The sequence below is a fragment of the Janthinobacterium sp. YR213 genome (genome assembly GCF_900099875.1).
GTDB lineage: Bacteria > Pseudomonadota > Gammaproteobacteria > Burkholderiales > Burkholderiaceae_D > Janthinobacterium > Janthinobacterium lividum.
Genome location: NZ_FNDA01000001.1, coordinates 1567816 through 1587001, shown reverse-complemented (window position 1 = coordinate 1587001; position 19186 = coordinate 1567816). Strand labels below are relative to the sequence as shown.

Sequence of the window (19186 nt, the reverse complement as noted above, 5' to 3'; positions counted from 1 at the left end):
TACCGCAAGCCCACTGCCAGACACCCGAGGAGAACAACATGAACGTCGCTAAAAACATGGAAGTCATTGCCGTTGCCGCCGCCATCCTGATCAGCGCCAGCTGCTACGCCATCGCCCCGGCCGCCCCGGCCCTGCAAGTGGCCAGCTCCACCGCCACCCTGGCCGTGCCAGCGGGCAAGACTGCCATGCACGTGGTGGTCGTCAAGGCCAAGCGCCTGAACGCCGCCGAAAAAGCCCGTTTCGCATAATTGATTGTCAGCAATTTTTGCTGCTGCTACAGTGGTAGCCAGTGGCAATGCGCGGGAGCTCCACGAGGGCGCCGCGGCACATAAAAACAAGATACCGAGGATGCATTACATGAAAAAGACACTGCAACTGGCGCTGCTGTTCCTGGCGACTTTGGGCCTGGTGCGCGGCGCGGCCGCCGAGACCCGCTTGCTGGAAATGCGCAACGTCGACGCCCGCGTGGTGCGCGTCAAGCTCGATGGCGTGATGGAAGTGCGCATTCGCCAGGGCAACGTGCCTTCGCTGAGCATCACGGCCGACAAGCGCTATATCGCCGATGTCAGCACGGCGCAAAGCGGCGATACCCTGCACATCGAAACGGAAGTGCGCGGCTTCAAGATCGGCCCTTCCTCGATCCGAGCCGACCTGGTCTTGCCGAATTTGCGCGAACTGAGCTCGGAAGGTTTTGGCAGCACGGACATCACGGGTTTCAAGGGCGAGGAACTGACCCTGTCGCTGGAAGGGGCGGGCAGCATCAAGCTGGTGGGCGATTACCGCAAGCTCAATGCCAGCCTGGGCGGCGTGGGCAGCATGCAGATATGGATAGGTAACAATGAGCGGGCCGAGCTGGACTTGCAGGGCGCCGGCTCGGTGATGCTGGGCGGACGCGGGCGGCTCCTGAAAGCCAGCCTGGGTGGCCTGGGCAGCCTGAATGCGCAGCAGTTTGAAGCGGACGCCGTCAACCTGGAATTGAGCGGCCTCGGCAACGCCACGGTGAATGCCCATACGAATGCCAAGCTGAACTTGAGCGGGCTCGGTTCGGTGGTGGTGTACGGCAAGCCGGTCAACCGCGATGTCAGCGTCGAAGGCCTGGGCAAAGTTAGCTGGAAGTAAAAGCATCCTGCCGCAGGCCTTTTGGCAGGACAAGAATAAGTAGTCAGACCACATCCCATTCCGATGAAAAAACTGATCATTACATTACTCATGCTGTTGACGATACAGCTACCCGCGCGGGCTGGCTTCGCCGAAGGCGCCAGCGCCTACAACAACAAGAATTACGCGCTGGCCTACAAGGAAATATTGCCACTGGCTAAAACCGGTAGCGCCGATGCCCAGCACTTGCTGGGCTTGATGTATTACATGGGACGGGGCTTGCCGCAGGATTACAAGCAAGCCATGTTCTGGCACCGCAAGGCGGCCGAGCAGGGCAAGGCCGATGCCCAGTATGTGGTGGGCGCCATGTATTACACGGGCAACGCCGTGCTGCAAGACCATAAGCAGGCCGTCGGCTGGTTCCGCAAGGCGGCCGAGCAGAACCATGCCGAGGCACAGCAGGTGCTGGGCCTGATGTACCGTTACCACATGGGCGGTGTGCAGCAGGATAATGTCATCGCCTACATGCTGTGGAACCTGGCGGCCGCGAATGGCAACGCGAATGCGGCCGACCAGCGCGCCGCCGTGGTGCGCAAGATGACGCATGAGCAAGTCGAAGAAGGGCAGGCCCTGTCGGCAAAATGGAAGCCGGGTACGCCATTGCCGCGCCAGTCGAAGACGGGCGGCGCTTGAGGGGAGGTGGTGCTCTGCAAGGGCTGGCGGCTTGGCGTACAATCGCCGTTTTCCCTTGAAAGAGTTCCGCCATGCGTGCAGTTGCCATCAGCCAGCCAGGTCCCGCCGACGTTTTGCAGATCGCCGAACGTCCCATGCCGCAATATAAGGCGGGCGAACTGCTGATCAAGGTGCACGCGGCCGGCATCAACCGTCCCGACGTGCTGCAGCGCCTGGGCAAATACGCGCCGCCAGCCGGCGCGTCGGACTTGCCGGGCCTGGAAGTGGCGGGCGAGGTCGTCGATGGCGATTTCACCAGCACCGCATTCAAGAAAGGCGACCTGGTCTGCGCACTGGTGCAGGGCGGTGGCTATGCCGAATACTGTGCCGCGCCCGCCGGCCAGTGCCTGCCCTTGCCGAAAGGCTTGACGGCGCTGGAAGGCGCGTCCCTGCCGGAAAATTTCTTTACCGTCTGGAGCAATGTCTTCGACCGCTGCGCGCTGGCCGATGGCGAAACGTTATTGGTGCAGGGCGGCACGTCCGGCATCGGCGTGACGGCCATCCAGCTGGCTGCCGCGCTCGGTCACCGCGTGTTTGCCACGGCGGGCAGCGACGAGAAGGCGCGCGCCTGCGAGGCCCTGGGTGCCGAACGGGGCATCAATTACCGCACGGAAGATTTCGTTGCCGTCGTCAAGGAATTGACTGAGGGCAAGGGCGTCGATGTCATCCTCGACATGGTGGGCGGCGACTACCTGCCGCGCGAAATCGATTGCCTGGCCGACGATGGCCGCATCGGCCTGATCGCCGTGCAGGGCGGCACCAAGGCGGAACTGGACCTGGGTAGCTTGCTGCGCCGCCGCCTGACGGTGACGGGTTCCACCTTGCGTCCCCGTTCGGTCGCCTTCAAGGCGGCCATCGCCAACCACCTGCGCGCGACCGTCTGGCCGCTGATCGAAGCAGGCAAGATCAAGCCCGTGATCTATCAAACTTTCCCATTGGAAAAGGCCAGCGAGGCGCATGCCTTGATGGAGGCGAGCACGCACGTGGGCAAGATCATGTTGCAAGTTGCCTGAAACGGGGCACTGCCTGTTTGACCGGCATCGGTGCCGGAGTTAGAATGACGGGTTATTAGAATTTAGGCTACTATGCGTCGCAAACTCGTCGTCGGAAATTGGAAAATGAACGGCAGTCGCACCTCGAACGCGGTGTTATTGTCTGAAATAGTTGCTGGCCTGGCTGCCTCTGGCGCCGCCAGCGCCGTCTGTGTGCCTGCGCCGTATCTGGCGCAGTGCCAGGCGCAATTGGCAGGCACGGCTCTTGGCTGGGGTGCGCAGGATGTGTCCGCGCATGCCGGCGGCGCCTACACGGGAGAAATCTCGGTCGCCATGCTGCAGGATTTTGGCTGCGGCTACGTGGTGATCGGGCATTCCGAGCGCCGCGCCTACCATGGCGAGAGCGATGCGCAGGTGGCGGCCAAGACGGTTGCCGCGCTGGCGGCAGGTATCACGCCTATCGTCTGCATCGGCGAAACGCTGGCGCAGCGCGAAGCGGGCCAGACCAATGCCGTGGTGGCGCAGCAGCTGGGCGCCGTGCTGGCGGCGATTTCCGCCGACGACGTGGCGAAACTGGTACTGGCCTATGAGCCAGTCTGGGCCATCGGCACGGGCAAGACCGCCACGCCGCAAATGGCGCAGGACGTGCATCAGGTATTGCGCGGCCAGCTGGCGGCAAAGAATGCGGTAGCGGCCGCCGGCGTGCAAATCCTGTACGGCGGCAGCATGAAGCCGGAGAACGCAAAAGAATTGATGGCGATGCCGGATATCGATGGCGGTCTGATCGGTGGAGCAGCATTGAAGGCGGCGGATTTCCTGGCAATTATTCACGCCGCTGATTGAATTAATTTAAACTAAGAATGGAATTGCAATGAACATGATGTTCAATCTGGTAGTGGTAGTACAGGTTATTTCGGCATTGTCGATTATCGCGCTGGTGTTGCTGCAGCACGGCAAGGGCGCCGACATGGGCGCCGCCTTCGGTTCGGGCGCCTCGGGCAGCCTGTTCGGTGCGACGGGTTCGTCGAACTTCATGTCGAAATCGACGGGTGTTGCCGCCGCGATCTTCTTCGGCGCCACCCTGGCTCTGTCGCTGATGGCCAATCAGCGCGCCACCACGGTCGGCGGCGGCGTGATGGATAAAGTCGTCAAGCCAGTGCCGGTCACCGGCGCGGGCGCGATCCCGACGACGGTGCCAGCAGCCCCTGCGGCACCAGCGGCCAGCGCTCCAGCGGCGGCGGCACCGGTTGCCAGCACCCCGGCCGGCGCGATTCCGAAGTAATTCTGTATTAACTCGATACCTCATCGAGAGTAATTCTCATTACGGGCAGATTATTGCTCAATGTTTTAGCAGTGCGGCAGGAAAAAATCGTGACGCGCTGGAAGATGTAAAAATTTATCGTTTTTATCTGTGTTTTGATGCATTTATGCATTAACTTTAGCGGCAAAGCAGAGTAGAATACGGGCCTTACCGCCGACGTGGTGAAATTGGTAGACACGCTATCTTGAGGGGGTAGTGGCGAAAGCTGTACGAGTTCGAGTCTCGTCGTCGGCACCAGAAATCAGAAGCCAGCAACGGCGCACGAGCCATGGCTCGTACAAAGTTGCTGGCTTTTTTTACGAGGATGTGTCGTTCGATCCTGGTCTTAGCTTTGATTGGGGTCGTGCGTTAGATACGCTGCAAATGATCGCAGCGTCCTCATTTAACCGATCGTTCAATATAAGCTCATCAATCGTGAACCTCGAAAATTACTTCCCCGTCCTGCTGTTCATTATTATCGGCCTTGGTGTCGGTATCGCTCCCCAGCTCCTGGGGCGCCTGTTAGGTCCTAACAAGCCTGACGCAGCAAAACTCTCCCCGTACGAATGTGGCTTTGAAGCATTCGAAGACGCGCGCATGAAATTTGATGTGCGCTACTATCTGGTCGCAATCCTGTTTATTTTGTTCGATCTGGAAACGGCATTCTTTTTCCCATGGGGCGTTGCAATGCGCGACCTGGGCTGGGCCGGTTTCGTCACGATGATGGTGTTCATCGCTGAATTCGTGGTCGGATTTTGGTACATTTGGAAGAAAGGTGCCCTTGACTGGGAATAAGCCATGGCTATTGAAGGCGTATTAAGCGAAGGTTTCATCACCACCTCGGCCGACAAGCTGATCAACTGGGCGCGCACCGGGTCTATGTTCCCGATGACGTTCGGTCTGGCCTGCTGTGCGGTCGAAATGATGCATGTGGGCGCAGCCCGCTACGATATGGACCGTTTCGGCGTCGTGTTTCGTCCGTCGCCGCGTCAGTCCGACGTCATGATCGTTGCCGGCACCCTGTGCAACAAGATGGCGCCGGCCCTGCGCAAGGTCTACGACCAGATGGCAGAGCCACGCTGGGTCATCTCGATGGGTTCCTGCGCCAATGGCGGCGGGTACTACCATTACTCCTATTCCGTGGTGCGCGGTTGCGACCGCATCGTGCCCGTCGACGTGTATGTGCCTGGCTGTCCTCCGACCGCTGAAGCCTTGCTGTACGGCATCATGCAGTTGCAGAACAAGATCAAGCGTACCAGCACGATCGCACGCTAACGGGGCCGCTTCAGATTATGACAACACATTTAGAAGTATTGCAAAACGCCCTCGGCACTGCCTTGGGCGATCGCGTTAGCACGACGGTTGCGCTGGGCGAAGTCACCCTGGTCGTCAAGGCCGAGGACTACCTGGCCGTGATGCAGACCTTGCGCGACGATCCGACCCTGCATTTCGAGCAGCTGCTCGACCTGTGCGGCGTCGACTACTCGACCTATGGCGACGGTAGCTGGGGTGGCCTGCGTTTCGCGGCCGTGTCGCACTTGCTGTCGGTCAAGCACAACTGGCGCGTGCGCGTGCGCGTGTTCGCACCGGACGACGACATGCCGCTGCTGCCTTCCGTGGTGGGCATCTGGCGTGCCGTCAACTGGTACGAGCGCGAAGCATTCGACCTGCTGGGCATCCTCTTCGAAGGCCACAACGACTTGCGCCGCCTGCTGACCGACTACGGTTTCATCGGCCATCCGTTCCGCAAGGATTTCCCCGTCTCCGGCTATGTCGAGATGCGCTACGATCCGGAACAAAAGCGCGTGATTTACCAGCCCGTGACGATCGAGCCGCGGGAAAACGTGCCGCGCGTGATCCGCGAAGAACATTACGGGATGAAATAATGGCTGAGATTAAGAACTACACCCTGAACTTTGGGCCGCAGCATCCGGCCGCGCACGGTGTGCTGCGCCTGGTGCTGGAGATGGATGGCGAAGTCATCCAGCGCGCCGACCCGCATATCGGCCTGCTGCACCGCGCCACCGAAAAGCTGGCCGAACAGAAGACCTACCTGCAATCCGTGCCGTACATGGATCGTCTCGACTATGTGTCGATGATGTGCAATGAACATGCGTACGTGATGGCCATCGAAAAGATGCTGGGCCTGGAAGTGCCGCTGCGCGCGCAATACATCCGCGTCATGTTCGACGAGATGACGCGCATCCTGAATCACCTGATGTGGCTCGGCACCCACGCGCTGGACGTTGGCGCCATGGGTCCGTTCCTGTATTGCTTCCGCGACCGCGAAGACTTGTTCGACGCCTACGAGGCAGTGTCGGGCGCGCGCATGCACGCGGCCTACTACCGTCCGGGCGGCGTATACCGCGACCTGCCGGACGCGATGCCGCAGCACAAGGCGTCGATCATCCGCAACGCCAAGGCCATCGGCAAGCTGAATGAAAACCGCCAGGGTTCCCTGCTGGACTTCATCGAAGACTTCGCGCGCCGCTTCCCGAACTCTGTGGACGAGTACGAAACCTTGTTGACCGACAACCGTATCTGGAAACAGCGTACCGTCGGCATCGGCGTGGTCTCGCCGGAAGATGCGCTGGCCATGGGCTTTACGGGCGCCATGCTGCGCGGCTCGGGCGTGCAGTGGGATTTGCGCAAGAAACAGCCGTACGAAGTGTACGACCTGATGGATTTCGACATTCCTATCGGCACCAACGGCGATTGCTACGACCGCTACCTGGTCCGCGTGGAAGAGCTGCGCCAGTCGAACCGCATCATCAAGCAATGCGTGGAGTGGCTGCGCAACAATGAAGGTCCTGTCATGACCAGCAACCGCAAGGTGGCGCCTCCGGGCCGTGTCGACATGAAGACCAACATGGAATCGCTGATTCACCACTTCAAGCTGTTTACGGAAGGTTTCCACGTGCCGCCAGGCGAGGCCTACAGCGCCGTGGAACATCCGAAGGGCGAGTTCGGCGTGTACCTGGTGTCCGATGGCGCCAACAAGCCGTACCGCATGAAACTGCGCGCGCCAGACTACGCCCACTTGCAGTCGCTCGACGAAATGGCGCGTGGGCACATGCTTGCCGACGCCGTGACCATCATCGGGACGCAAGATATCGTGTTCGGCAGTATTGACCGCTAAGAGGCAAAAAGTATGTTGTTATCAGAGCAATGCTATAAGAAAATTGACCGTGAGTTGGCCAAGTATCCGGCCGACCAGCGTCAATCCGCCGTCATGGCCGCGCTGGCCCATGCCCAGGATGAACTGGGCTGGCTGGCACCGGAAACCATGAAGGAACTGGCCGATTACATCGGCATGCCGGCGATTGCCGTGCAGGAAGTGGCCACGTTCTACAATATGTACAACGTGAAACCCGTGGGCAAGCACAAGATCACCGTGTGCACCAACCTGCCATGCGCCCTGTCGGGCGGCGTGCGCGCTGCAGACTACCTGAAGCAGAAGCTGGGTATCGATTTCCGCGAAACCACCCCTGACGGCCAGTTCACCCTGGTTGAAGGCGAGTGCATGGGTGCGTGCGGCGATGCGCCTGTCTTGCTGGTCAGCAATAAAACCATGTGCAGCTGGATGTCGAACGAGAAGATCGACGCCATGCTGGAGGAACTCAAGAAATGACGTCACTCCACAACCGCCATATCGATCCATTGATCCTGAAGGATCTGGATGGCAAGAACTGGCATTTGCAAGATTATGTGAACCGCGGCGGCTACAGTGCCCTGCGGCGTATCCTGGAAGAGAAAATCACGCCGGAACAGATCATCGCCGACCTCAAGGCTTCGTCCTTGCGCGGCCGTGGCGGCGCGGGTTTCCCTACCGGCTTGAAGTGGAGCTTCATGCCGCGCCAGTTCCCGGGTCAAAAATACCTCGTCTGCAATACAGATGAAGGCGAACCGGGCACTTTCAAGGACCGCGACATCATTCGTTACAATCCCCATGCCCTGATCGAAGGCATGGCCATTGGCGCTTACGCGATGGGCATCACCGTGGGTTACAACTACATTCACGGCGAGATCTTCCAGGAATACCTGCGTTTCGAAGAAGCGCTGGAAGAGGCGCGCGCCGCCGGTTTCCTGGGCGACAAGATCATGGGCAGCGAGTTCTCGTTCCAGTTGCATGCGCACCATGGTTATGGCGCCTACATCTGCGGCGAAGAAACGGCCCTGCTGGAGTCGCTGGAAGGCAAGAAAGGCCAGCCGCGCTTCAAGCCGCCTTTCCCTGCCTCGTTTGGCCTGTACGGCAAGCCGACGACGATCAACAACACGGAAACGTTCGCGGCCGTGCCTTTCGTGCTGAACATCGGTCCAGAGAAATACCTGGCGATGGGCAAGCCGAACAATGGCGGCTCGAAGATCTTCTCGATCTCGGGCGACGTGGAAAAACCGGGCAACTATGAAGTGCCGCTCGGCACCCCGTTTGCGACCCTGCTGGAACTGGCAGGCGGCATGCGCGGTGGCAAAAAGATCAAGGCCGTGATCCCTGGCGGCTCGTCCGCTCCGGTGATCCGCGGCGACATCATGATGCAGACCGACCTGGACTACGACTCGATCGCGAAAGCCGGTTCGATGTTGGGTTCGGGCGCCGTCATCGTGATGGACGAAACACGCTGCATGGTAAAGGCGCTGGAACGCCTGTCCTACTTCTACTTTGAAGAATCGTGCGGCCAGTGTACGCCTTGCCGTGAAGGCACAGGCTGGATGTACCGCATGGTGCACCGCATCGAGCAGGGGCAGGGTCGTCCAGACGACCTGGACATGCTCAACTCGATCGCCGACAACATCCAGGGCCGCACCATTTGCGCGCTGGGCGATGCGGCTGCCATGCCGGTACGGGCCTTCATTAAGAATTTCCGTGAAGAATTTGAATATCATATCGAGCACAAGCATTGCTTAGTGCCCGCATATATCTAAGCTGCGTCAGGTAACGATCACCATGGTTGAAATCGAAATAGACGGCAAAAAAGTCGAAGTCCCTGCTGGTAGCATGGTGATGGACGCCGCCAACAAATTGGGAACCTACATTCCGCACTTCTGCTATCACAAGAAATTGTCGATCGCAGCGAACTGCCGCATGTGCCTGGTCGAAGTGGAAAAGGCGCCCAAGCCTTTGCCCGCTTGTGCGACCCCGGTCAGTGCCGGCATGATCGTGCGCTCCGCCAGCGATAAAGCTGTGCAGGCGCAAAAGTCGGTCATGGAATTCTTGCTGATTAACCACCCGCTCGATTGCCCGATCTGCGATCAGGGCGGCGAATGCCAGTTGCAAGACTTGGCCGTGGGTTACGGCAAGAGCGAATCGCGCTACAAGGAAGACAAGCGCGTCGTGCAGCCGAAGGAAGCCGGTCCGCTGGTGTCCATGCAAGAAATGTCGCGCTGCATCCAGTGCACCCGCTGCGTACGCTTTGGCCAGGAAGTGGCCGGCGTGATGGAGCTGGGCATGATCGGCCGCGGCGAACACTCGGAAATCGTGTCCTTCGTCGGCCAGACGGTCGACTCCGAACTGTCGGGCAACATGATCGACCTGTGCCCGGTCGGCGCACTGACCTCGAAGCCGTTCCGCTACAGCGCCCGTACGTGGGAACTGTCGCGCCGCAAATCGGTCAGCCCGCATGACGGCCTGGGCGCGAACCTGATCGTGCAAGTGAAAGCTGGCAAGGTCAAGCGCGTATTGCCTCTGGAAAACGAAGCCGTCAACGAGTGCTGGATCTCGGACAAGGACCGTTTCTCGTACGAAGCGCTGGACAGCGCCGAACGCCTGACGTCCCCGATGCTGAAACAAGGCAACGAGTGGAAAGAAGTCGATTGGCAAACGGCGCTGGAATACGTGGCGCACGGCCTGAAAAACATCAAGCACGAGCATGGCGCTGACGCCATCGCCGCGCTGGCAACGCCGCATTCGACCGTCGAAGAGTTGGTACTGCTGCAAAAAGTGGTCAACGGTCTCGGTTCCGAGAACGTCGACTTCCGCCTGCGCCAGACCGACTTCGCGCTGGACGCCGGCGTCAAGCCATGGCTGGGTATGCCGATCAACGAATTTGGCCAGATCAAGCGCGCCTTCGTCATCGGCTCGTTCCTGCGCAAGGACCACCCATTGCTGGCCACGCGTTTGCGCGCGTCCGTCAAGGGCGGCGCCAAGCTGTCGATCCTGCACGCCTCCGACGATGATCAATTGATCACCATCGCCAACAAGATGATCGTCGCGCCTAGTGATTGGCTGGCGGCCTTGTCGGAAGTGGTCGTCGCCGTTGCCAAAGCCAAAGAAATCGCCGCGCCAGCCGGTTTTGAAGCGGTGACCGCTTCGGACGTGGCCGTTGCGATTGCCGCCAGCCTGATGGCTGGCGACCACGGCGCCGTGCTGCTGGGTAACGCGGCAACGCAACACCCGCAAGCGTCGCAACTGCATGCTGCCGCGCAATGGATCGCCGAACAGACGGGCGCCAAGCTCGGCTACCTGACGGAAGCGGCCAACACGGTTGGCGCGCACCTGGTCGCCAAGCCGCGCGCCAATGTGCAAGCTGCCTTTGCCGCGCCGAAGAAAGCCTACGTGCTGCTGCACGCCGAGCCGGAACTCGACGCTGCCAACCCGCAAGCGGCCCGCGCCGCCCTGGATGGCGCCGACATGGTCGTGGCGATGTCGGCCTTCAAGCACGGCATGGATTACGCCGATGTCTTGCTGCCGATCGCTCCGTTCGCTGAAACCTCGGGTACCTTCGTCAACTGCGAAGGTCGCGCGCAAAGCTTCAACGGCACCGTGAAACCGCTGGCGGAAACTCGTCCAGCCTGGAAAGTGCTGCGCGTCCTGGGCAACATCCTGGGCCTGGCCGGTTTCGACTACGACACTTCCGAAGCGATCCGCGACGAAGCGTTTGGCACCGGCGTGACCGATCTGTCGGCACAGCTGAACAACATCGCCAAGAACGCGCCGGAAGCGGCAAGCTACGCACCGGCTTCGCCTGCGCTGCAACGCATCGCCGACGTGCCGATCTACTTCGCCGACGCGCTCGTGCGCCGCTCCGAACCGCTGCTGCGCACGGTCGATGGCGCCGCACCGCAAGCGCACCTGTCCCTGGCGCTGGCTGACAAGCTGGGCATCAAGGCGGGCGACAAGGTCAAAGTGGCGCAAGGCTCCGGCAGCGCCATCCTGGTGGCTGCACTCCATGCCGGCCTGCCAGCCAATGTGGTCAAAGTGTCGGCGGCACATGCCTCGACGGCTAGCCTGGGCGGCATGTTCGGTGACATCACAGTTGAAACAGCAGAGGGGAAAATCTGATGGCTCTGCCTGAATTTGTAAACGTCATCAACAGCAGCGGCCAGGATTTGCTGGGCGGCTCGTGGCCGTTCTTCTGGACCCTGATCAAGATCCTGTGCGTGCTGCTGCCGCTGATGGGCCTGGTTGCCTACCTGACCTTGTGGGAACGCAAGCTGATCGGCTGGATCCAGATCCGCGTCGGCCCGAACCGCGTGGGTCCGCTGGGCTTGCTGCAGCCGATCGCCGATGCGCTGAAACTCTTGTTCAAAGAGATCATCATCCCGTCCAAGGCCGCCAAGGGCCTGTTCGTGATCGGCCCGATCATGACCATCATGCCGGCCCTGGCCGCCTGGTCGGTCGTGCCGTTCGGCCCGCAAGCCGTGCTGGCCAACGTCAACGCAGGCTTGCTGATGCTGCTGGCGATTACCTCGATGGAAGTCTACGGCATCATCATCGCCGGCTGGGCCTCGAACTCGAAGTACTCGTTCATGGGCGCCATGCGCGCTTCGGCACAGATGATTTCGTATGAAATCCCGATGGGCTTCGTGATGGTCATCGTGCTGATGGTCTCGGGCAGCCTGAACTTCATCGACATCGTCGGCGGCCAGCAAATCGGCTTCTTCGCCGACAAGGGCGTGAACTTCATGTCGTGGAACTGGTTGCCGCTGCTGCCGATGTTCGTCATCTACCTGGTGTCGGGCCTGGCTGAAGCCAACCGTCACCCGTTCGACGTTGTCGAAGGCGAGTCGGAAATCGTGGCCGGCCACATGGTTGAATATTCGGGCATGGCCTACGCCATGTTCATGCTGGCCGAATACGCCAACATGATCCTGATCGGCGCGCTGGCTTCGATCATGTTCCTCGGTGGATGGTCCGCACCATTTGCTTTCCTTGAGTTCTGGGGTGGTTTCGGCGGCTTCTTCTGGCTGTTCGCCAAGACCTTCTTCATCGTGTCGGTGTTCATCTGGGTGCGCGGTACTTTCCCACGCTACCGTTATGACCAGATCATGCGCCTCGGCTGGAAAGTGTTTATCCCGTTGACGCTGGTCTACCTGGTCTTCGTCGCTGCCTGGATGCAGACATCCTGGAATATTTGGAAGTAAGAGAGTGCATACGAATGGATAAGGTAAAAGATTTCTTCAGCAGCCTCTTGTTAGGCGAGCTGATCAAGGGCATGGCGTTGACAGGCAAGTACATGTTTTCGCGCAAGATCACGGTGCAATTCCCGGAAGAGAAGACACCGATCTCGCCGCGTTTCCGTGGCTTGCACGCGCTGCGCCGCTACCCGAACGGCGAGGAACGTTGCATCGCCTGCAAACTGTGCGAAGCGGTTTGCCCGGCGATGGCCATCACGATCGAATCGGAACAGCGTGACGACGGCTCGCGCCGCACCACGCGTTACGATATTGACTTGACCAAGTGCATCTTCTGCGGTTTCTGCGAAGAGTCCTGCCCGGTCGATTCGATCGTCGAGACGCAAATCCTGGAATACCACGGCGAGAAACGCGGGGATTTGTATTACACGAAAGAGATGTTGCTGGCCGTGGGTGATCGTTATGAAAATGACATCGCCGCTGCGCGCGCCGCCGACGCACCTTATCGCTGATGGATGCGCCGCAGCTGACCAGCTGCGGCGCGCCCCTCGTTCATCTGTACGTCTATTGGGTTTTTTATGGACTTTAAAACAATTTTGTTTTACGCCTTCGCGCTGATCTTGATTCTGGCAGCGACGCGCGTCATCACGGCCCGTAATCCGGTCCACGCAGTACTGTTCCTGGTACTGTCCTTCTTTTCCGCAGCGGGCATCTGGATGCTGCTGCAAGCTGAATTCCTGGCCATCGTGCTGGTATTGGTGTATGTCGGCGCCGTGATGGTGCTGTTCCTCTTCGTGGTCATGATGCTCGATATCAATATCGACCGCATGCGCGAAGGTTTCTGGGGCTATCTGCCACTGTCCGTGACGGTGGGCGTGATCATCGTGCTGGAAATGGCCGCTGTCCTGTGGCACGGTTTCCGCAACTTTGCGCCTAGCATCGCTCCGGTCAACGTCAACCTGGGCGGCACCAAGGAACTGGGCCTGCTGATCTACACGAAATATGTGTTCGCCTTCGAGATCGCTGCCGTCGTGCTGCTGGTGGCCATCGTTGCCGCGGTTGCACTGACCCTGCGCAAACGCAAGGACACCAAGCACTTTGCTCCAGGCGATGCCGTGCGCGTCAAGCGCAACGACCGCCTGAAGATCATCAAGATGGACGCGGTCGTCGAGCGTCCTGCGGCTGAGCCGGAAGTTAAGGAGGCACCATGACATTATCGCTCACACATTTTCTGGTCCTGGGCGCGATCCTGTTCGCAATCTCGATCGTCGGTATTTTCCTGAACCGCAAGAACATCATCGTATTGCTGATGGCAATCGAATTGATGCTGCTGGCGGTGAATATGAATTTCATCGCGTTCTCCCATTTCATGGGCGACGCGGCCGGTCAGATCTTCGTTTTCTTCATCCTGACGGTTGCCGCCGCTGAGTCGGCTATCGGTCTGGCTATTCTGGTGGTGATGTTCCGTAATCTGGATACCATCAACGTCGAAGACCTGGACAGCCTCAAAGGCTGATGTTTTTCAGACTCGATCTCTCGAATAATAACGATTAAGGTTCATCATGGCGGGGCAACTCCTCAACCCTAACCTCCTTCTTGCCGTACCGCTGGCGCCGCTGGCCGGTGCCGCGATTGCAGGTTTGCTTGGCACCCAGTTCCTGGGTAATTTGGTCGGACGCAAGACGTCGCATACCGCGACGATCCTGGGCGTACTGATTGCGTTCATCCTGTCCGTGCAGACACTGCTGGCAGTGATGGATGGCGCGACATTCAATGGCACGATCTATAACTGGATGACGATCGGCACCCTGAAGATGGAAGTGGGCTTCCAGATCGATTCGCTGTCGGCGATGATGATGTGCGTGGTCACCTTCGTCTCCCTGATGGTGCACATCTACACGATCGGCTACATGAAGGACGACGAAGGCTACAACCGCTTCTTCGCCTACATCTCGCTGTTCACGTTCTCGATGCTGATGCTGGTCATGGCCAACAACTTCCTGCAACTGTTCTTCGGTTGGGAAGCCGTGGGCCTGGTTTCCTACCTGCTGATCGGTTTCTGGTACCAGCGTCCGACGGCCATCGTGGCCAACATGAAGGCTTTCCTCGTCAACCGCGTGGGCGACTTCGGCTTCATCCTGGGCATCGGCCTGCTGCTGGCCTACGCCGGCACCATGAACTATCAGGAAGTGTTTGCCAAGAAAGACGAACTGGCGCTGTTGAGCTTGCCAGGTACCGACTGGGCCCTGCTGACCGTTGCCTGCATCTGCCTGTTCATCGGCGCGATGGGTAAATCGGCGCAGTTCCCGCTGCACGTGTGGCTGCCTGACTCGATGGAAGGTCCTACCCCGATTTCGGCACTGATCCACGCCGCGACGATGGTGACGGCCGGTATCTTCATGGTCTCGCGCATGTCGCCGCTGTTCGAACTGTCCGACACGGCACTGTCCTTCATCCTGGTGATCGGCTCCATCACGGCGCTGTTCATGGGCTTTCTGGGCATCATCCAGAACGACATCAAGCGCGTCGTCGCTTACTCGACGCTGTCGCAGCTCGGTTACATGACCGTGGCGCTGGGTTCGTCCGCGTATTCCGTGGCCGTGTTCCACCTGATGACGCACGCATTCTTCAAGGCACTGCTGTTCCTGGGCGCCGGTTCCGTCATCATCGGCATGCACCACGACCAGGATATCCGCAACATGGGCGGCCTGCGCAAGTACATGCCAATCACCTGGATCACTTCCCTGATCGGTTCGCTGGCCCTGATCGGCACGCCGCTGTTCTCCGGTTTCTACTCGAAAGACAGCATCATCGAAGCCGTCGAAGCGACGCACATCTGGGGTGCTGGCTTTGCCCAGTTCGCCGTGCTGGCTGGCGTGTTTGTTACCGCCTTCTACTCGTTCCGCATGTATTTCCTCGTCTTCCATGGCAAGGAACGTTTCGGCCAAGCGCATGCGCATGGCCATGACGACCATCACGCACCGAAAGCGGCCCATGGCGCGCACGGCGATGCGCATGACGACCACCACGAAGAAGAGGAAGACGACCACGCGCACCACGGTCTGGAACCTGGCCAGAAGCCGCACGAGTCCCCATTCGTCGTATGGTTCCCGCTGGTGATGCTGGCGATCCCGTCGCTGATCATCGGCTACCTGACGATCGGCCCGATGCTGCATGGCGATTTCTTCAAGGGCGTGATTTTTGTGGGCGAAAACCATCCAGCAATGGAAGAGTTGTCGCATGAATTCCACGGCGCAATGGCGATGGCGATCCACGGCCTGTCGACGGCACCGTTCTGGCTGGCATTGTCCGGCGTGGTGGCAGCCTACTACTGCTACATGGTCAACCCGCGTGTACCGGCCTGGTTCTTTGCCAAGTTCCACGCGATCCACACCCTGCTGGACAACAAGTACTACATGGACAAGTTCAATGAAGTCGTGTTCGCCGGCGGTGCCCGCTTGCTGGGTAATGGCCTGTGGAACTTCGGTGACAAGAAGCTGATCGATGGCCTGCTGGTCAACGGTAGCGCCAAGGTCGTCGCCTGGCTGTCCTCGCTGTCGCGAGTGCTGCAGACCGGCTACATCTATCACTATGCATTCGTGATGATCCTGGGCGTGCTGGGCTTCCTGATCTATTTCCTGCCATTCTGGCCCGCTAAGTAAGCTGACCTGATAAAAGAATACTGAGAACCATGATGCAGTCTACGATTTCTACACTACCTCCTTACCTGAGTCTGTCGATCTGGGTGCCGATCATTTGCGGCGTCCTGATCCTGGCTCTCGGCCGTGACAGCAAAGCGGGCTTTACCCGCTGGCTGTCGCTGGCTGGCGCCGTGCTCAGCATGCTGTGCACCTTGCCGCTGATCCAGCATTTCGACAACGCCGCGCACGGCATGCAATTCGTCGAAAAAGCACCGTGGATTGAAACCTTCAATATCTGGTACTCGCTGGGTATCGACGGCCTGTCGCTGTGGTTCGTGCCACTGACGGCGTTCATCACCGTCATCGTCGTTATTTCCGCTTGGCAAGTGATCGAGAAGCGCATCGCCCAGTACATGGGCTCGTTCTTGATCCTGTCGGGCCTGATGATCGGCGTGTTCTGCGCGCTGGACGGCTTGCTGTTCTACTTCTTCTTTGAAGCAACCCTGATCCCGATGTTCATCATCATCGGTATCTGGGGCGGTTCGAACCGCGTGTACGCGTCGTTCAAGTTCTTCCTGTACACCTTCTTCGGTTCGCTGCTGACCCTGGTTGCCATCATCTACCTGCGCAATGTGTCGGGCACCTTCGACATCCTGGCCTGGCATGCGTTCAAGCTGACGATGAACGAGCAGATCTTCATCTTCCTGGCCTTCCTGATGGCGTTTGCCGTCAAGGTGCCGATGTTCCCCGTCCACACGTGGTTGCCGGACGTCCACGTGGAAGCGCCAACGGGCGGTTCCGCCGTGCTGGCCGCCATCATGCTGAAACTGGGCGCTTACGGCTTCCTGCGTTTCTCGCTGCCGATCACGCCGGACGCCAGCCACTACCTGTCGGGTTTCATGATCGCCTTGTCGCTGATCGCCGTGATCTACATCGGTCTGGTTGCCCTGGTGCAAACCGACATGAAAAAACTGGTCGCCTATTCGTCGATCGCGCACATGGGTTTCGTGACCCTGGGCTTCTTCATGTTCAACGACATCTCGGTGCAGGGCGGTATCGTGCAGATGGTCTCGCACGGCTTCATCTCCGGCGCGATGTTCCTGTGCATCGGCGTGCTGTATGACCGCATGCATACCCGCAACATCGCCGACTACGGCGGCGTCGTGAACCGCATGCCGAAATTTGCCGCCTTCTTCGTGCTGTTCTCGATGGCCAACTGCGGTCTGCCTGCGACGTCCGGCTTCGTCGGCGAGTTCATGGTGATCCTGGGCGCGGTGAAATACAACTTCTGGATCGGTCTGCTGGCTGCAACGGCACTGATCTGGGGCGCGGCGTACTCGCTGTGGATGGCCAAGCGCGTGGTGTTCGGCAAGATCAAGAACAAGCATGTGGCCGAACTGACCGACATCAACAAACGTGAATTCTTCATGCTTGCTGTGCTGGCCATCGCCGTGCTCGTGATGGGTCTGTACCCAGCCCCGTTCACCGACACGATGCAAACTTCGGTTGCTGACCTGCTGCAGCATGTCGCCACCAGCAAGTTGCCTTAAATAGAAGACCGATAACATGACTAATGCACCTAATCTGGTACCGCTGTACGCGGAAATCTTTCTGCTGATCGCCACGTCGGCGCTCTTGCTGATCGATATGTTCTTGCCTGCGGCGAAGCGTTCGATCACCTATGCGCTGTCGCTGCTGACCCTGGCCGGCTGCGCCTTGCTGACCGTGGGCGACTTCAATGCGGGCACCACCGTCTACACGTTCCACAACATGTTCGTGTCGGACCCGATGTCGCAGCTGTTGAAACTGTTCTCGTACGGCGCCGTGGCGCTGACCCTGATCTACTCGCGCGCCTATGCCACCGACCGCAGCATGCTGTCGGGTAACCTGGGCGGCGAGTTCTACGTGCTGGCCCTGTTTGCACTGCTGGGCCAGATGATCATGATCTCGGCCAACAACTTCCTGATCATCTACCTGGGTCTGGAACTGATGTCGCTGTCGCTGTACGCACTGATCGCCTTGCGCCGTGACAATGCCAAGGCCACGGAAGCGGCCATGAAATACTTCATCCTGGGCGCGCTGGCCTCCGGTTTCATGTTGTACGGTATCTCGATGCTGTACGGCGCCTCCGGCACCCTGGACCTGGGCGAACTGCGCGTGGCGCTGGAAAACGGCAAGACCAACGGCACCATCATGGTCTTCGGCCTGGTGTTCCTCGTTGCCGGCCTGGCCTTCAAACTGGGCGTCGTGCCATTCCACATGTGGGTGCCTGACGTGTATCAAGGTTCGCCGACGGCTGTGACCCTGCTGCTGGGCGCGGCGCCGAAACTGGCCGCCTTCGCCATCACCCTGCGCTTGCTGGCCGAAGGCTTGCTGCCGATGGCACATGACTGGCAGCAAATGCTGCTGGTGCTGGCCGTGATGTCGCTGGCGATCGGCAACTTCACCGCGATCGCGCAAACCAACCTGAAGCGTATGTTGGCGTATTCGACCATCGCGCAAATGGGCTTCGTTCTGCTGGGCTTGCTGTCCGGTACCGTGGATGCACCGAACAACACCCTGAACGCGGCTGGCGCAGCCACCGCCTACGGCGCCTCGATGTACTACGTCATCACCTACGTGTTCACCACCCTGGGTACCTTTGGCGTGATCATGTTGTTGGCACGTAATGGTTTCGAAGCAGACGAACTGGCCGACTTCAAGGGCCTGGGCAAACGCAGCCCGATCTTCGCGCTGGTGATGACCCTGTTCATGTTCTCGCTGGCCGGCGTGCCGCCGCTGATGGGCTTCATGGCCAAGTACTCGGTGCTCGCTTCCGTGCTGGCGACGGGCCAGCTGTGGCTGACCATCGTTGCCGTGCTGTTCTCGCTGATCGGCGCCTTCTACTACCTGCGCGTCGTGAAAATGATGTGGTTCGACGAGCCGACGGACGGCAATGTGCTGGTCGTGCATGGCGACATGCGCGTCGTGCTGGCCCTGAACGGCGTGTTCGTCCTGGCGCTGGGTGTGATGCCTAACAGCATCCTGGCTGCCTGCGCGACCGCCATCACCAAGACGCTGGCGTCCTGACC

The 19186-nt window shown here is 59.6% G+C and carries 20 protein-coding genes and 1 tRNA gene; all 21 read left to right on the top strand.

Annotated features, from left to right (window positions below; genetic code table 11):
- The first annotated feature begins 38 nt into the window (after positions 1 to 38).
- The 21 genes from BLT98_RS07030 to nuoN all read left to right on the top strand — a co-directional run bounded on the left by BLT98_RS07030 (position 39) and on the right by nuoN (position 19184).
- Positions 39 to 248 carry a hypothetical protein gene (locus BLT98_RS07030; RefSeq protein ID WP_092606128.1) on the top strand — a complete coding sequence of 70 codons (210 nt, stop codon included), beginning with the start codon at positions 39 to 41 and terminating at the stop codon, positions 246 to 248.
- Positions 249 to 357: 109 nt separating this feature from the next.
- Positions 358 to 1119: a GIN domain-containing protein gene (locus BLT98_RS07025; protein ID WP_070282256.1), complete on the top strand. Its 762-nt coding sequence runs from the start codon at positions 358 to 360 to the stop codon at positions 1117 to 1119.
- Positions 1120 to 1182: 63 nt separating this feature from the next.
- On the top strand, positions 1183 to 1791 hold the full coding sequence (locus tag BLT98_RS07020; protein WP_070255624.1) for a tetratricopeptide repeat protein: 609 nt from the start codon (positions 1183 to 1185) through the stop codon (positions 1789 to 1791).
- 71 nt (positions 1792 to 1862) lie between these two features.
- Entirely contained in the window at positions 1863 to 2843 is a 981-nt protein-coding gene (locus tag BLT98_RS07015) for an NAD(P)H-quinone oxidoreductase (RefSeq protein ID WP_092606126.1), read from the top strand.
- 72 nt (positions 2844 to 2915) lie between these two features.
- The gene (gene tpiA, locus BLT98_RS07010; RefSeq protein WP_092606124.1) at positions 2916 to 3665 is read left to right on the top strand and encodes a triose-phosphate isomerase; all 750 of its coding nucleotides are present in this window, start codon (positions 2916 to 2918) and stop codon (positions 3663 to 3665) included.
- Positions 3666 to 3693: 28 nt separating this feature from the next.
- Positions 3694 to 4104: a preprotein translocase subunit SecG gene (gene secG / locus BLT98_RS07005; protein WP_070255615.1), complete on the top strand. Its 411-nt coding sequence runs from the start codon at positions 3694 to 3696 to the stop codon at positions 4102 to 4104.
- A 191-nt stretch (positions 4105 to 4295) separates the two neighbouring features.
- Positions 4296 to 4380, top strand: a tRNA-Leu gene (locus BLT98_RS07000).
- Positions 4381 to 4557: 177 nt separating this feature from the next.
- Entirely contained in the window at positions 4558 to 4917 is a 360-nt protein-coding gene (locus BLT98_RS06995; protein ID WP_010399734.1) for an NADH-quinone oxidoreductase subunit A, read from the top strand.
- A gap of 3 nt (positions 4918 to 4920) precedes the next feature.
- The gene (locus BLT98_RS06990) at positions 4921 to 5397 is read left to right on the top strand and encodes a NuoB/complex I 20 kDa subunit family protein (protein ID WP_010399733.1); all 477 of its coding nucleotides are present in this window, start codon (positions 4921 to 4923) and stop codon (positions 5395 to 5397) included.
- 17 nt (positions 5398 to 5414) lie between these two features.
- Positions 5415 to 6008 carry an NADH-quinone oxidoreductase subunit C gene (locus tag BLT98_RS06985; protein ID WP_092606122.1) on the top strand — a complete coding sequence of 198 codons (594 nt, stop codon included), beginning with the start codon at positions 5415 to 5417 and terminating at the stop codon, positions 6006 to 6008.
- Positions 6008 to 7261: an NADH-quinone oxidoreductase subunit D gene (locus tag BLT98_RS06980; protein ID WP_034749992.1), complete on the top strand. Its 1254-nt coding sequence runs from the start codon at positions 6008 to 6010 to the stop codon at positions 7259 to 7261. Before BLT98_RS06985 ends, BLT98_RS06980 begins: the two co-directional genes overlap by 1 nt.
- Positions 7262 to 7273: 12 nt before the next feature.
- The gene (gene nuoE, locus BLT98_RS06975) at positions 7274 to 7753 is read left to right on the top strand and encodes an NADH-quinone oxidoreductase subunit NuoE (protein WP_034779513.1); all 480 of its coding nucleotides are present in this window, start codon (positions 7274 to 7276) and stop codon (positions 7751 to 7753) included.
- On the top strand, positions 7750 to 9045 hold the full coding sequence (nuoF, locus tag BLT98_RS06970; protein ID WP_010399729.1) for an NADH-quinone oxidoreductase subunit NuoF: 1296 nt from the start codon (positions 7750 to 7752) through the stop codon (positions 9043 to 9045). The genes nuoE and nuoF overlap by 4 nt, the downstream gene beginning before the upstream one ends.
- 22 nt (positions 9046 to 9067) lie before the next feature.
- Complete coding sequence (gene nuoG, locus BLT98_RS06965; RefSeq protein ID WP_092606120.1) at positions 9068 to 11401, top strand: NADH-quinone oxidoreductase subunit NuoG; 2334 nt, start codon at positions 9068 to 9070, stop codon at positions 11399 to 11401.
- Positions 11401 to 12483: an NADH-quinone oxidoreductase subunit NuoH gene (nuoH, locus tag BLT98_RS06960; RefSeq protein ID WP_070224109.1), complete on the top strand. Its 1083-nt coding sequence runs from the start codon at positions 11401 to 11403 to the stop codon at positions 12481 to 12483. The genes nuoG and nuoH overlap by 1 nt, the downstream gene beginning before the upstream one ends.
- Before the next feature lie 14 nt (positions 12484 to 12497).
- Positions 12498 to 12986: an NADH-quinone oxidoreductase subunit NuoI gene (gene nuoI, locus BLT98_RS06955; protein ID WP_010399726.1), complete on the top strand. Its 489-nt coding sequence runs from the start codon at positions 12498 to 12500 to the stop codon at positions 12984 to 12986.
- 66 nt (positions 12987 to 13052) lie between these two features.
- Positions 13053 to 13685, top strand: a complete 633-nt coding sequence (locus BLT98_RS06950; protein ID WP_034779507.1) for an NADH-quinone oxidoreductase subunit J — start codon at positions 13053 to 13055, stop codon at positions 13683 to 13685.
- Entirely contained in the window at positions 13682 to 13990 is a 309-nt protein-coding gene (gene nuoK / locus BLT98_RS06945) for an NADH-quinone oxidoreductase subunit NuoK (protein ID WP_010399724.1), read from the top strand. The genes BLT98_RS06950 and nuoK overlap by 4 nt, the downstream gene beginning before the upstream one ends.
- Positions 13991 to 14036: 46 nt before the next feature.
- Positions 14037 to 16136, top strand: coding sequence for an NADH-quinone oxidoreductase subunit L (nuoL, locus tag BLT98_RS06940; RefSeq protein WP_092606118.1), 2100 nt, complete (start codon positions 14037 to 14039; stop codon positions 16134 to 16136).
- Between the two features lie 29 nt (positions 16137 to 16165).
- The gene (locus BLT98_RS06935; RefSeq protein WP_034749975.1) at positions 16166 to 17665 is read left to right on the top strand and encodes an NADH-quinone oxidoreductase subunit M; all 1500 of its coding nucleotides are present in this window, start codon (positions 16166 to 16168) and stop codon (positions 17663 to 17665) included.
- Positions 17666 to 17681: 16 nt separating this feature from the next.
- A complete protein-coding gene (gene nuoN, locus BLT98_RS06930) occupies positions 17682 to 19184 on the top strand; it encodes an NADH-quinone oxidoreductase subunit NuoN (RefSeq protein WP_092606116.1) in 1503 nt (500 codons plus the stop codon).
- The last annotated feature ends 2 nt before the right edge of the window (positions 19185 to 19186 follow it).